Source organism: Azonexus sp. IMCC34839 (assembly GCF_047047955.1).
Lineage (GTDB): Bacteria > Pseudomonadota > Gammaproteobacteria > Burkholderiales > Rhodocyclaceae > Azonexus.
In genome coordinates this window covers 254,366-267,766 of the sequence record NZ_CP150631.1, presented here as the reverse complement: position 1 = coordinate 267,766, position 13,401 = coordinate 254,366, and the positions used below count along the sequence as shown (strand labels likewise).

11 protein-coding genes are annotated in these 13,401 nt (G+C 62.5%); 1 reads left to right on the top strand and 10 read right to left on the bottom strand.

The features are described from left to right. Positions 1–19 precede the first annotated feature (19 nt). Positions 20–586: a DUF2478 domain-containing protein gene (locus tag WIF35_RS01340; RefSeq protein ID WP_412479770.1), complete on the top strand. Its 567-nt coding sequence runs from the start codon at positions 20–22 to the stop codon at positions 584–586. Between the two features lies 1 nt (position 587). On the opposite strand, the gene fadB is transcribed toward WIF35_RS01340, so the two are convergent. The 10 genes from fadB to WIF35_RS01290 form a co-directional block, all read right to left on the bottom strand. Next, positions 588–2,735: a fatty acid oxidation complex subunit alpha FadB gene (gene fadB, locus WIF35_RS01335; protein WP_412479769.1), complete on the bottom strand. Its 2,148-nt coding sequence runs from the start codon at positions 2,733–2,735 to the stop codon at positions 588–590. A gap of 59 nt (positions 2,736–2,794) precedes the next feature. After that, positions 2,795–4,354 carry an acyl-CoA synthetase gene (locus WIF35_RS01330; RefSeq protein WP_412479768.1) on the bottom strand — a complete coding sequence of 520 codons (1,560 nt, stop codon included), beginning with the start codon at positions 4,352–4,354 and terminating at the stop codon, positions 2,795–2,797. A gap of 26 nt (positions 4,355–4,380) precedes the next feature. Then, positions 4,381–5,568: a thiolase family protein gene (locus WIF35_RS01325; RefSeq protein ID WP_412479767.1), complete on the bottom strand. Its 1,188-nt coding sequence runs from the start codon at positions 5,566–5,568 to the stop codon at positions 4,381–4,383. Between the two features lie 34 nt (positions 5,569–5,602). Beyond that, entirely contained in the window at positions 5,603–6,739 is a 1,137-nt protein-coding gene (locus WIF35_RS01320) for an acyl-CoA dehydrogenase family protein (RefSeq protein ID WP_412479766.1), read from the bottom strand. Positions 6,740–6,850: 111 nt separating this feature from the next. Then, on the bottom strand, positions 6,851–7,651 hold the full coding sequence (locus WIF35_RS01315) for an enoyl-CoA hydratase/isomerase family protein (RefSeq protein WP_412479765.1): 801 nt from the start codon (positions 7,649–7,651) through the stop codon (positions 6,851–6,853). Continuing rightward, positions 7,644–9,476, bottom strand: coding sequence for an AMP-dependent synthetase/ligase (locus WIF35_RS01310; protein WP_412479764.1), 1,833 nt, complete (start codon positions 9,474–9,476; stop codon positions 7,644–7,646). The genes WIF35_RS01315 and WIF35_RS01310 overlap by 8 nt, the downstream gene beginning before the upstream one ends. Continuing rightward, entirely contained in the window at positions 9,473–10,282 is an 810-nt protein-coding gene (locus WIF35_RS01305) for an ABC transporter ATP-binding protein (RefSeq protein ID WP_412479763.1), read from the bottom strand. The genes WIF35_RS01310 and WIF35_RS01305 overlap by 4 nt, the downstream gene beginning before the upstream one ends. 7 nt (positions 10,283–10,289) lie before the next feature. Further along, a complete protein-coding gene (locus tag WIF35_RS01300; protein WP_412479762.1) occupies positions 10,290–11,459 on the bottom strand; it encodes an ABC transporter substrate-binding protein in 1,170 nt (389 codons plus the stop codon). A gap of 16 nt (positions 11,460–11,475) precedes the next feature. Next, positions 11,476–12,522 (bottom strand): branched-chain amino acid ABC transporter permease, encoded by a 1,047-nt coding sequence (locus WIF35_RS01295; protein WP_412479761.1) that lies wholly within the window; start codon positions 12,520–12,522, stop codon positions 11,476–11,478. Beyond that, entirely contained in the window at positions 12,522–13,400 is an 879-nt protein-coding gene (locus WIF35_RS01290) for a branched-chain amino acid ABC transporter permease (protein WP_412479760.1), read from the bottom strand. The genes WIF35_RS01295 and WIF35_RS01290 overlap by 1 nt, the downstream gene beginning before the upstream one ends. Position 13,401 lies beyond the last annotated feature (1 nt).

The following is a 13,401-nucleotide window of genomic DNA, read 5'->3' as shown; positions in this document are numbered from 1 at the left end:
TGGCCAACGCCGCCCCCTCATGCCCGATACCCGCCCGCCTGTCATCGCCGCCATCGTCACCCGTGCCTCGGGTGACGCCAACCGCCTGATCGCCGACTTCGCCGTCCGCCAACAGGCGGCCGGCTGGCGCATTCGCGGCCTGATTCAGGAGCAGCCGGCGTGCGACGATGGTTGTCGCATTTTCGTGGTCGATCTCGATGACGGCACGCGCTACCCGATCACCCAGGACCTCGGCCCCGGCGCCGAATCCTGCGGCCTCGACCCATCGCTGATCGCCGAAGCCAGCCGCGTCATGCGACGGATCGCAAGCGAAGGCGCCGACCTTGCCGTGTTCAACCGTTTCGGCGGCCTGGAAGCCGAAGGTGGCGGTTTCGCTGCCGAAATGCTGAGCCTGATGGCCGGCGGCATCCCAGTGCTGGCCATCGTGCCTGACCGCCACCTGGCGCAATGGCGCGAATTCACCGGCGGCCTTGCCGCCGAACTGGCCCCGACCGGCAAGGCTCTCGACGATTGGTTTTTGGCCATGATGGGCAGTGCACCGCAGCAGTCGGCTGAGCCGACTGCCGAGTCAAGGCACCGGCCGTGAGTCAGCGATAAAAGCGCTCACCGGCCGCCGCCATGGCGCGCAGCCGTTCGGTTGGCCGGTACTGAGCGCCAAGATGAGCGTATTTGTCACCCAGGGCAACCACTTGCGACAAGCCTAGCCAGTCAGCGTATTTCAGCGGACCGCCAAGATATTGCGGGTAACCGATGCCGAGTTGCATGGCGACATCTAGTTCGCCCGCCGTTGCCACCACACCGGCTTCAAGCGCGCGCGCTGCCTCAAGAATGGAAGACAACATCATCCGCTCAACGATTTCTTGATCGCTCGCCGTCAGCGCTTCACCCGACTGCACGGCCTTGAGCAAAACATGGCTATCCTCGGCGACGCTCTTCTTCGGTTTACCAGCCGAATCATTGTCATAGCGGTAGAAGCCGATCCCGTTCTTCTGACCGAAGCGTTTGTGCGCCACCATGACAGCCAAGGCATTGCGCTGCTGAATCGGCATGACCTTCGGATAACCGGCGGAAATCACGTCAAAAACATGGCAGCCGGTATCGATGCCCACCACATCCATCAGGTAGGCCGGCCCCATCGGCCAGCCGAAGGCCTCCATGACGCGGTCGATGCGCACGAAATCGACCCCGTCGGCGACGAGGTCGATAAAGGCGCGGACATACGGGGTCAGGATGCGATTGACCAGGAAGCCCGGGCAATCCTGTACGACGATCGGCGTCTTGCCCATGGTCACCGCGTAATCCACCGCCGTCGACACGGCGACATCGCTCGTCTGGCTGCCCTTGATGATTTCGACCAGCGCCATCACCGGCACCGGGTTGAAAAAGTGCATGCCGACGAAGTTCTCCGGTCGTTGCAAGGGTGCGGCTATATCATCAATGCGCAGGCTGGAGGTATTGGACGCGATGACCGTCTGCGGACCGACCACCTTTTCCAGATCGCTCAACACTGCATGCTTGATCGACAGGTTCTCGATCACGGCCTCGACCACCACATCGCGATCCTCAAATCCCGTGTAATCGAGTTGCGGCTGGATCGATCCGAGTACCCGAGCCCCCTTCTCCTCGCTCAGGCGGCCGCTCTTGACCTGTCGCCCCACCTGCTTGGTCGCCTCGGCCATGCCCATGTCGAGCTGGTTCTGGGAGATATCCTTGAGCCGGACCGGCACGCCCTTCAGGGCACTGGTAAAGGCAATGCCACCCCCCATGATGCCGGCACCGAGTACGGCGGCTTCCCGCACCGGGCGCGCATTGGCGCGGTGGCGATTGAACAGCTTTTTCAGCGCCTGCTGGTTGAGGAAGGTCTGAATCATCGAACTGGCTGTCTGTGTCTTGGCAACGCGAACAAAGGCCCTGCCCTCCTCGTCCAGCGCCTGATCCCGGCCGAGGGTGGCACCACCGGACATGGCCTCGATGGCCGCTGCCGCGGCCGGCTGATGCATGGCAAGCGCTTTCGCCTGCCTGGCCAGCGCCTCAGCCAGTATCCGGGCATTGGCTTCCGCTTCGCCGCTAACTGGCGCCAGCTTGCGCTGATGTAACGGGCGCTGAGCAATCTCGCCACCAAGTAGGCGCTGCAACAGGTCGAGCGCTCGGGCCAGCAGGCTATCCGGCGGACTCAATGCATCGACCACGCGAAGCGCCAAGGCTTCACTGGCCCGCCGCGGCTTGCCGCTGGCCACCCACTCGGCCGCCGCCTGCACGCCGGCCAGACGGGAAAGACGAACCGTGCCGCCGTAGCCGGGAAACAGGCCCAGGCTGACTTCCGGCAAGCCAATCTGAGCATCCTCAGCCATCACCCGCAGCAATCCGCTCAACGCGAATTCCAGGCCCCCGCCAAGGGCCAGACCGTTGACTGCCACGACACTCGGTTGCGGCAGATCCTCAAAGCGGCAGAACAGCCGGTTGGCCCACTGCATGTGTGCGGCCAGGGCTGCGTCATCACGCGAGAACAGTTCGCCGAATTCCTTGATGTCGGCCCCAACGATGAACTTGTCCTTGGCGCTGGAAACCAGCACCCCCTTGATGTCCGGCGCTGCCTCAAGGAGGTCGATGGACTGTTCGAGTTCAAGCAGCGTCGGCTTGTCCAGCTTGTTGATCGCATCGCCCTGGCGATCGAAGACCAGATGGGCGATGTCGCCGTCCAGGCGAGTGAGTTGGATACATTGACCAGAAAACATTATTTCTCCTGAATGCATGGACCGGTGACTAGCGCAGCACACCGGCCGAAAACGACCCTTTAGGCGGCAGCGGAATACTCGCGACGCAGTTCGCGCTTGAGCAGCTTGCCCGCCGTATTGCGCGGCAGATCCTGTTTGAAAAAGATGTACTTCGGCACCTTAAACGGCGCGATCTTGCCCTTGGCGAACTGCACCAACTCGTCTTCGCTGACGCTGGCACCCGCCTTCAGGCTGACCACCGCGGTCACCGCCTCGACCCACTTTTCGTCGGGCAAGGCGATTACCGCTACCTCGGCCACCGCCGGGTGGGTGTACAGGCACTCCTCGACCTCGCGGCTGGAAACGACGACGCCGCCGGTATTGATCACATCCTTGATGCGGTCGCAGATGAACAGGAAGCCGTTCTCGTCGAAGTAACCAACATCTCCGGAATGGAACCAGCCGCCCTGAAAGGCTTCGTCGGTCTGCTCCGACTTGTCCCAGTAGCCGATCATGGCCTGCGGCGTGCGATGGACTATTTCGCCCATTTCGCCAACCGGCATGTCTTCCAGTTGATCATTCACCACACGGGTTTCGACATTGAGGATCGGACGCCCGGCCGAGGCGGGCACGATCAGGTGATCTTCCGGCGTCAGCACCGTGGCCAACGGGGCGATCTCGCTCTGGCCATAGCAATTGAAGACACGCAACGCCGGCAGGCGACGGCGTAGCTCTTCGAGCACGGGGACCGGCATGATCGACGCACCGTAATAGCCCTTGCACAGGCTGGAAAGGTCGCAGCCATCAAAACTGGGATGGCGCAGCAGCGAAATCCATACTGTTGGCGGCGCGAAGAACGAGGTGATCCGCTCCCGGGCGATAACGTCGAAACAGACATCGGGCAGCGGCGCTGGCACGATCAGGGTGGTTGCCCCCATCAGCAGTTGCGGCATCAGAAAGACATGCATCTGCGCCGAGTGATAAAGCGGCAGCGACGCCAGCGAGCGATCGGACGACTGGATTTCGACGGCGACGATGGCACTGGCGTATTCGGCCAGCAAGGCCCGGTGCGTCATCATGGCCCCCTTGGGGTTTGCCGTCGTACCGGAGGTGTAGAGAATCTGCGCCACCGCGTTCTCGTCGATGTCGACTTGCGGCTCCCCTGCATCGGCGCCGCCCTCGGCCAGCGCCAGCACGTCGAGGCCGCTGCCGCCGTGGAAGGTGCCATACAAGGCGCACTGCAGTTGCGGCCGCAGGTGCTCGACGTGTTCGGCGATGGCCACGTCGTGAATGACGGCCTTGGCGCCGGACTGGTCGAGGATGTATTTCAACTCACCCTCGGTCAACGCGTAGTTGATCGGCACATGGATCAGCCCGGCCCGGTTGCAGGCCAGCCAGAGCAGCACGTAGGCGTCCGAATTCTTGCCGTAGGCGGCCACCCGGTCGCCGGGTTGCAGGCCCTGAGCGAGCAAGCCATTGGCCACGCGATTGGCCGCCGTTGCCAGCGCCTGATAGGTCCACCGGCGGTCAGCGAACAGCAGCGCCTCCTTGTTCGGGGTGCGGCGGACAGCCCGCTGCAGGGCGTCGCCCAAGGTGTTGCGGATGGTGCGGCGAATTTCCGGAGAGATGGTGTGGTGCATGATGAAAAGGCTCCCTGAATGACCGATCAAGCCAGACGTTCGACGATGCTGGCCGTCGCCATGCCGTGTCCGATACACATCACCTGCAGGCCGAAACTGCCGTCGCGGGCTTCCAGCCCGGACAGCATCTTGGCCAGCAAGCCGGCGCCGGTGCCGCCCAGCGGGTGGCCGTGGGCAATCGCCCCGCCCCACGGGTTCAGCTTGTCCATATCGGGTTTGAACTCGCGAGCCCAGGCAATGGCGACCGTCGCGAAGGCTTCATTGACCTCGATCCAGTCCAGGTCGGCAATGCTCAGGCCGGCCTTCTGCAGGGCCAGATGGGTAGCCGGGATGACGCCGGTCAGTTGCATGACCGGATCGGAGCCAACTACGACACGCGCCTTGAAGCGCGCTTTCGCCTTCAGGCCAAGACGGCCAGCCGCTTCTGCGCTGCCGAGCACGACCGCCGCTGCGCCATCCGACATCTGGCTGGCGTTGGCCGCCGTCACCACACCGGTTTCGGGGGTACGGAACACCGGCAACATGGCCGACATCTTGTCGACATCGATCACCGCCCGCACGCCTTCGTCGTAATCGAGGGTGATCGCGTTGCCGTCCTTGTCGACGCCGCCGGTCGCGACGATTTCCTGATGCGCGCCGGCTAGGCGAGCGGCATGGGCGCGACGATGGCTTTCGTGGGCAAACTCGTCGCATTCGGCGCGGCTGATCTGCCAATGGTCGCCGATCCGCTCGGCACTTTCGACCTGATGCGGTATGGCGTAACGCTCGGTGATGCCGGGATGCAGGTTGTCGAAGCCACGGAAATCGCCCTTGCCCAGCGTCAGGTCGAGGAACATCGGCACCCGGCTCATGCTCTCGACACCGCAGCCAACGGCGAATTCGGCATCGCCGGCGGCAATCGACTGCGCTGCGGCATGCACGGCGTACTGGCTGGAACCGCACATGCGGTTAAGGCTGACTCCGGGGATGGCCGCCGGCAAGCCGGCCAGCAGCACTGCCTGGCGGGCGATATTGGCGCCCTGCTCGCCTGCCTGGCTGACGCAGCCGGCAATGACGTCGGAGATGCCATCGACCGGCACGCCGGAATGGCTGATGGCGGAGCCGACGATCCCGGCCAGCAGTTCATCCGGGCGGGTCTGGCGGAAGGCGCCGTTGCGACGGCCGAAGGGGGTACGGACAGCGGCCAGGATGACCGGATCGTTCTGTTGCGACATATTGTTTCCTCTCAATGATTCGTGGCGTACTGAATCAGGCCCGTTCCATTTCACGGGCGATGATGTTGCGCTGGATTTCGCTGGTGCCTTCGTAGATCTGCAACACCTTGGCGTCGCGGAACAATTTCTCGACCGGGTACTCGGTGCTGTAGCCCATACCGCCAAAAATCTGGATCGCCTCGGTGGCGGCCCACATGGCGGCATCTGAGGTAAAGGCCTTGGCGATGGAGGCCTGAACGGTATTGCGTTGCCCCTGGTCGGCCAGCCAGGCCGCTTGGTAAGTCAGCAGGCGCGAGGCTTCGAGGCGGATGCGCATGTCGGCCAGGCGATGGGCGATGGCCTGGTGGTCGATCAGGCGCTTGCCCATCGACTTGCGCTCGGTGGCGTAGGCCATGGATTCATCGACACAACGCTGGGTCAGCCCCAGGCCGAAGGCGGCCACCATCGGCCGCGACTGGTCGAAGGTCCGCATGGCGATCGAGAAGCCCTCGCCCTCCGCACCCAGCCGATTGGCCTCGGGCACGAAGACCTGGTCGAAAAACACTTCGCAGGTCGGCGCCGCGCGCTGCCCCATCTTGCCCAGCGGCTCGCCGACCGACAGGCCGGCCGAGTCGCGTTCGACAATGAAGGCGCTGATGCCCTTGTGCCCGGCTGCCGGATCGGTCTTGGCAAAAACCACCATGAGGCTGGCCAGCGAGGCGTTGGAAATCCAGATTTTGCTGCCCGTCAGCTCGTAGCCACCGGCAACGCGCTTGGCCGTGGTGCGGATGGCAGCAGAATCGGAACCGGCTCCCGGCTCGGTCAGCGCAAAACTGGCGAACTCGCCGGCAGCCAACCGGCCAAAATAAGCGCGCTTCTGTGCTTCGTTACCAGCCTGCAGGATCGGCTCGGCAGCCAGCACGTTGATGCACAAGGTGGTTCCGATGCCCAGGCAGGCCCGGCACAGCTGCTCGGTCACCAACGCCACCTCGAGGCAGCCCAGGCCGGCGCCGCCGTATTCAGCCGGCAAGGAAATATTAACCAGGCCGACTTCGAGCGCCTTTTGCTGGATGGCCAGCGGGAAGCTCTTGTCGATATCGGACTGAACGGAAAACGGGGCGATCTCGCGATCGGCAAACTCCCGTGCCAGGTCCTGAATCATGCGTTGCTCGTCGGTGAGCGAAAAATCCATCGTGTTTCTCCGAATTTTGGCGAAAATGGGTCGTGCACCGCAGCAGGCGGTACGTGGCTGTAAATCAAGAATGCAATCCGCCGGCCAGTCCCGGCGTTGCGTGAAACGGGCCTAGCGCCCGCGGAATTCGGGCATGCGTCTCTCCACGAAGGCGCGCACACCTTCGGCAAAATCGCCGGTCAACGCAGACTCGAGAAACCCGCGTTCCTCGGCCTGCAACTGATCGGCCAGGCTGTGTTCAAGGGATTCGTTGATCAGGCGCTTGGTGCGGGCAAAGGCGAGCGTCGGCCCGACCGCCAGACGCCCGGCGAGTTCCTCCACCACGCTCTCGAGTGCCTCCACCTCGACAACGCGATTGATCAGGCCCAGTTCCTGCGCGCGAGCGGCATCCATACGCTCATTGAGCAGCGCCATCTCCATGGCCCGCTTCGGCCCGAGCAGACGCGGCAGGCTGTAGGTCGAACCGCCATCCGGTGAAGCGCCCAGCCCGCTGTAGGCCAGCGTGAAAAAGGCTGTCCGGTCAGCCACCACCAGGTCACAGGCCGCCATCAGCGAGAAGCCGAAGCCCGCTGCTGCGCCGCGGACAGCCGCCAGAACCGGCTTGTCCATGCTGCGGATGCGGACGATGGTGCCGTGTACCTCATCGATCATCCGGTTGAGCTGGCGCCGGCGCTCGGTCGGCTCGGCGTCGAGCAGTCCATGAAACCAGTTCACGTCGCCACCGACCATGAAGTGATTGCCAGCCGCCTGCAGAACGACGGCGCGTACCGACGTATCGATCGCCACAGCATCGAAACTGGCCCGCAGCGCCAGTGCCATCTCCATGTCTAGCAGATTGCGGCTGGCCGGGCGATTGAGGGTCAGCGTGGCAATGCCGCCCTCCCGCTGCAGCAGAATCGGCTGATCAGGCATTGGCCAGCCCTCCCTTGCCGTACATCGCCTCAATTTCCTTTTCGTAGGTCTTGTAGATGCTGCTGCGCCGCACCTTCATGGTCGCCGTCACCTCGCCATCGTCGTGGTCGAGTTCCTTGGTCAGCAGATGGAACTTTCGAACCTGGGACACCTGGGCCAGCTTGGTATTGGCCTTGTTGATCTCCTCGGCCACCAGTTCGCGAACCTGTGGGTTTTCGACCAACGAACGGAAATGGGTAAAGGCCATGCGATTGCGCTCGGCCCACTTGCCGACCGTCTCGAAGTCGATCTGGATCAGCGCCGACACGAAGTTGCGCCCGTCGGCCACGACTATGCACTCCTTGATGTACGGGCTGGCCTTCATGCCATTCTCGATTTCCGATGGCGTCAGGTTCTTGCCGCCGGCGGTAATCATGATGTCCTTCAGGCGATCGACGATCTTGATGTCGCCATCGAGCTCCTTCACCACATCGCCGGTATGCAGCCACCCGTCACGGATGGACGCGGCCGTTGCCTCGGCATTCTTGTAGTAGCCGGCAAATACTGCTCCGCCCTTGATCTGCAACTCGCCAGTCTCGGCAATGCGGTAGTCGATCCCGCTGATGGCCGCCCCAACCGTTCCCAGCTGGACATGGTCAAGGCGCTGGCCGAAGACCATGCCGGTCGATTCGGTCAGGCCATAAACCTCGACCAACGGTACGCCGAGGGCGCGGAAGAAGCTGATGATCGCGGGTGAGATCGGCGCTGCGCCGGTCAGCGACACCTTGGCATTGCGCAGGCCGATGTAGTTTTGCAGGGCGCGCAGGATCAACACGTAGTAGAACGCAAAAGTCAGCTTTTCGCCGAGGGTTCGCTGGTGGGCTGCCTTGCAGGCAAAAGCCTCGCAGGCGGCCAGTGCCTTGTCGAACAGCTTGCGGCGCAGGCGGCCGGTTTCATGAATGCGGATATTGATCGAGGCGTGCAGCTTTTCCCAGATGCGCGGCACGCCGAGGAACAACGTCGGCGCCACTTCGCGCAGGTCTTCCTGCACCGTACGCAGCGATTCGCCGAAATTGACCTGCGAACCGAGATAGATCGGCGTGAAGGTGGTCAGCATCTGCTCCGCGACGTGGCACAGGGGCAAATACGACAGGTGGCGGGAGCCCTCGTCGAGGCCGAGGCGTTCGATGATGCCGGGGGCCACGGCGCGGATGTTGCCGTAGCTGATCATGGCGCCCTTCGGCTTGCCGGTCGATCCGGAGGTGTAGATCATCAGGCCGATGTCGTCGAGTGACTGCCTGGCCAGCACCTCGTCGATCAGGTTGCGATGCACCGCTTCGTAATCGACACCCAGGGCTTCGACTTCGGAAAAAGCCAGCACCTTGTCGCGGAATTCGGCCGGCGTGTTGCGCAGCCCCTTTTCCTCCATGACCACGATCTTGCGCAGGCGTGGCAGGCTGTCGAGAGCGGAAAGCACCTTGTCGGTCTGCTCCTGATCCTCGCAGATCACGACGTCGATGTCGGCGTGCTCCAGCACGTAGGCGACTTCATTGGTCGGGCTGGTGGGATAGACACCCACCGTCACCGCCCCCACCAGGCCGGCGCCCATCTGGGCCAGCACCCATTCAACACGGTTTTCCGAAATGATGCCGATATGCCCGCTCGGCTGGACGCCGAGGGCACACAGGCCAAGGCCGAAATGACTGGCGCGACGGAAGTAATCGTCCCAGGTAATCGGGTTCCAGATGCCGAAATCCTTCTGCCGGATGGCGACCCGGTTCGGCTGCTGATGGGCACGCTGACGCAGCATCTGCGGCAGCGTGTAGTTTTCGAGTTGAATCGTCATGACAGCCACCGTTTGCGCCGCTTGTAATGCTTGATGTCGCGAAAGCTCTTCATTTCGCCGCCATGGCCCATGCCGAGGTAGAACTCGCGCACGTCCTGGTCGGCGGACAGTTTTTCGGCCGGGCCGTCGATCACCACCTTGCCCGACTCCATAATGTAGCCGGTATGGGCGACTGCCAGGGCGACCGAAGCGTTCTGCTCGACCAGCAGCATCGACACGCCTTGCTCGGCATTGATGCGGGCGATGATCGAGAAGATGTTTTCGACCAGCAGCGGCGCCAGGCCGAGCGAGGGTTCATCGAGCAGGATCAGCGTCGGCCGGGCGATCAGCGCGCGACCGATGGCCAGCATCTGCTGCTCGCCGCCGGACAGGTAACCGGCCAGGCCGCGCCGCCGTTCGAACAGGCGGGGAAAGTATTCATAGACCAGATCGAAATCCGGCTTCACGCTCCCGCGTCCGTTCAGGGCATAAGTGGCAGCGACCAGATTTTCCTCGACCGACAGGTCTTCGAAGACACGCCGTCCTTCCATGACGTGGAACAGACCGGCCCGGACCAGTTCATGCGGCGCCAGGCCAGCCGTGTCGCGATCATTGAAGCGGATGCTGCCCCCGGTCAACTCGCCATTTTCCAGGGCAAGCAGCTTCGAGATGGCCTTCAGCGTGGTGCTCTTGCCGGCTCCGTTGGAGCCGAGCAGTGCGACGATCTCCCCCCGCGGCACTTGCAGGGAGAGACCACGCAGCACCTGGACTGCGTTGTTGTAGATGACCTCGATGTTGTTGAGGTCGAGTACCAGGGGCTTGCTCATGCCAGTATCAGTCCAGGTGGATCCAGTCGGAAGCCGGCAGCATCTTCTGCTGCTTGGCATCGAAGCGATAAATCCGGCCAACCGGGATGGAATTTCCGCGGATGGTGATCGGCACGCCAACCACGCCACCGGTGTCGAAGTTCTTGATAGTGTTCAGCGAGGCCTTGAGGTTCTTGGCGTCTAGCGTTTTGCCGGCATCGAGGGTGCGCTTGGCTGCCTCGGTGAACAGCATGGCGGTCAGGAAGCCCTGCATGTAGGCATTTGACTGGTACTCCGGTCGCATCTTGCGGATTTTTTCCAGCATCGGTGCCTTGGCATCGCTCTCGTAGTAGTAGCGGAACGGCATGACGCCCATGAAACCCTCGGCTGCCTCGCCCATCTTCATCACCATCGAGTTGTCCATCGACCAGAAGGTGCCCATGAACTGGCTGGTCATGCCCATCTTGCGGGCCTGCGAGATGAACTCGGGAATCGGCGCCAGGATATAGCCGTGGAAGATGGTGTAATCCGGGGCTGCGCGGCGCAGCTTGACGATCTCGGTGGACACATCGACGCTGCCCGGCGGCGTCATGATCTTGCCGGTTACGTTTAGGCCGAGCTTCTTGGCGAGCGCCTCACCCTCGTCGATCGGATCGCGCCCGAATTCGGTATCGGAATAGACGAAGGCCACCTTGGCGCCCGGCTTTTCCTTGGCGATATGGCGCATCAGGATGCCGATCATCTCCGTGTAATCCGGGCCGACCAGGAACTGATTCGGATATTTCTTCGGATCGTTGATCTCGGTGGCAAAGGAAGCACCGGCCATCATGATGTTGCCCATGCGCTCGAGTTCCGGATTGATCGTCTTAGCGAAAGCGGTTGAATCCCCGTAATACAGGTTCACCTTGTTCTGTCCGGTGATCTTCTTGAACGCAGCAACCGACGCATCGACCTTGTAGGCCGTATCTTCCGGCACATACTTGATCTTGCGGCCCTTGATGCCACCTGCGTCATTGACCATCTTGACGTAGTCGGTGATGCCGGCGTGGATGCCGATGCCGGCAAAGGCGAATACCCCGGTCATCGGAATCGAACCACCGATCACGATGTCCTCCTCGGCCTGTGCAACCGGTGCAGCGAACAGACTGGCGGCAGCCGCCAGCGAACCCAGCCATTTGACGATGCTCTTTTGTTTCACGGTGTCTCCTCCGTTGTTATCCCTGTGCCCGGAACGGCCACAGGTGAAAGAAGCGGCGTACGCGACGCCACAGTTCCTGGAGCCCGAGCGGCTCGAAGATCAGGAATCCGACGATCAGCAGACCGAAAACGATGGTCCGCACCGGCGAAAGAATCACGGCGCCCTCGCCGCCCAGGGGCAGCCAGCCGACGATCAGCTTGAGGACTTCCGGCACCATGGTCATGAAGATGGCGCCGAGGATGCCACCAAGGATGGTGCCCATGCCGCCGACGATGACGGCGGCCAGGAAGAAGATCGACATCATCAGCGGGAAGCTCTCCGGCGTGACGACGCGGAAGAAGTAGGCCCACAAGCCACCGGCAACACCGGCATAGAACGACGACAGGGCGAACGAGGTCAGCTTGTAGCGGAGCAGCGGAATACCCAGCACCTCGGCCGAGATGTCGCGGTCCCGAATGGCGATGAAGGCCCGGCCAATGCGCGTCCGGAACAGGTTGGCGGCACAGACCAGCATGGTCAGCGCCACCGGCACCACCAGCCAGTAGAGGCGGAAGGAGGTATCCAGCGGAATGCCGAAGAAATTGGCCGGCGGAACGGTCATCCCACCCGTCCCACCCGTCAGGCTGGTCCAGTTGGCAAAGACGAAATGCAGGATGAACGAGGCGGCAATCGTTGAGATAGCCAAGTACAGCCCCTTGACCCGCAGCGACGGGATGCCGACCACCCCCCCCAGCAGCATGGCGACACCGCCGCCAGCCAGCAGGTTCAGCACCGCCGGTGTGCCGAAGCGCTGTTCAAAAATGGCCACGGTGTAGGCACCCAAGCCCATGAACGCGGCTTGTCCAAGGCTGACCAGGCCGGTGTAACCGGTCAGGATGTTCAAGCCGGTGGCGCTGGCGATGTTGATGGCGACCAAGCAGGCCAGATAGAGCCAGTAATCGTTGGCCACGAACGGGAAGGCCAGCAAGGCAATGCCGAGAGTCGCCAGCCAGACCCACTGCGTGCGGGTATCGAACAGGGATTCGTCGTGGGCGTAGCTTTGTTTTGCGGTACCGATGCGCATCAGAGCCTCTCGATTTCGTGGGTGCCGAACAAGCCATACGGGCGAACCATGAGCACCAGGATAAGTGTGGAGAATGTGGCAAGCAGCTTGTACTCACCACCGAGATAGCCACCTGCAAAGGCTTCGAGCAGACCGATACCAAGGCCCGCCACCAGCGCACCGAGCACCGAATCCAACCCGCCAACGATGACAACGACCAGCACCGAGAGGCCAAACACGCCCATGCTCGAGGACAGCCCGCCGATTGAGCCGACCACGATGCCGGCGATTGCGGCGATCATCGCGGCCGCAATCCAGGCAAGCGAGAAAACGCGCGGCACATTGATGCCGACCGAGTAGGCTGCAGCCTGGTCCGAAGCGGTTGCCCGTAGCGCCACCCCTCCCCGCCAGTAGCGAAACACTCCCAAGGCGATCAAAATCAGCGCCGACGCGACGAGGAAGCCGTAAAACAATTTGGGCGGAATGAATGCTTCGCCCAGCATGACTGGATCGGAGGGCATGAATTCCGGCAGGCGCTGCTGGTCGGCGGTCCAGATCAGTTCAACCAGGCCGATCATCACCGAGGACAGTCCGACGGTTACCATGAAGACAGAAATGGGCGATTCACCGAGCATCGGCCGGATGGCCAGGCGCTCGACGATGGCCCCGCCGAGGCCGCTGCCAATGATGGCGGCAACAATAGCCACCCAGACCGGCCAGCCGAGGTTTGAAGCCATACCGAACATCAGGTAGGCGCCCAGCATCAGCATTTCGCCAATGGCCAGATTCACCACCTTGGTCGCCTTGTAGATCATCACGAAGGCCAGCCCGGTCAGCGCGTACAAACCGCCGCTGCCGATACCGGCCAGGGAAATTTCAAGTAAATAAAGCCAATCCATG

Excerpts from the sequence above, each read along its gene's own strand:
- WIF35_RS01340 (WP_412479770.1), top strand. The coding sequence starts at position 20 with ATGCCCGATACCCGCCCGCCTGTCATCGCCGCCATCGTCACCCGTGCC.
- fadB (WP_412479769.1), bottom strand. The coding sequence starts at position 2,735 with ATGTTTTCTGGTCAATGTATCCAACTCACTCGCCTGGACGGCGACATC.
- WIF35_RS01330 (WP_412479768.1), bottom strand. The coding sequence starts at position 4,354 with ATGCACCACACCATCTCTCCGGAAATTCGCCGCACCATCCGCAACACC.
- WIF35_RS01325 (WP_412479767.1), bottom strand. The coding sequence starts at position 5,568 with ATGTCGCAACAGAACGATCCGGTCATCCTGGCCGCTGTCCGTACCCCC.
- WIF35_RS01320 (WP_412479766.1), bottom strand. The coding sequence starts at position 6,739 with ATGGATTTTTCGCTCACCGACGAGCAACGCATGATTCAGGACCTGGCA.
- WIF35_RS01315 (WP_412479765.1), bottom strand. The coding sequence starts at position 7,651 with ATGCCTGATCAGCCGATTCTGCTGCAGCGGGAGGGCGGCATTGCCACG.
- WIF35_RS01310 (WP_412479764.1), bottom strand. The coding sequence starts at position 9,476 with ATGACGATTCAACTCGAAAACTACACGCTGCCGCAGATGCTGCGTCAG.
- WIF35_RS01305 (WP_412479763.1), bottom strand. The coding sequence starts at position 10,282 with ATGAGCAAGCCCCTGGTACTCGACCTCAACAACATCGAGGTCATCTAC.
- WIF35_RS01295 (WP_412479761.1), bottom strand. The coding sequence starts at position 12,522 with ATGCGCATCGGTACCGCAAAACAAAGCTACGCCCACGACGAATCCCTG.
- WIF35_RS01290 (WP_412479760.1), bottom strand. The coding sequence starts at position 13,400 with ATGGATTGGCTTTATTTACTTGAAATTTCCCTGGCCGGTATCGGCAGC.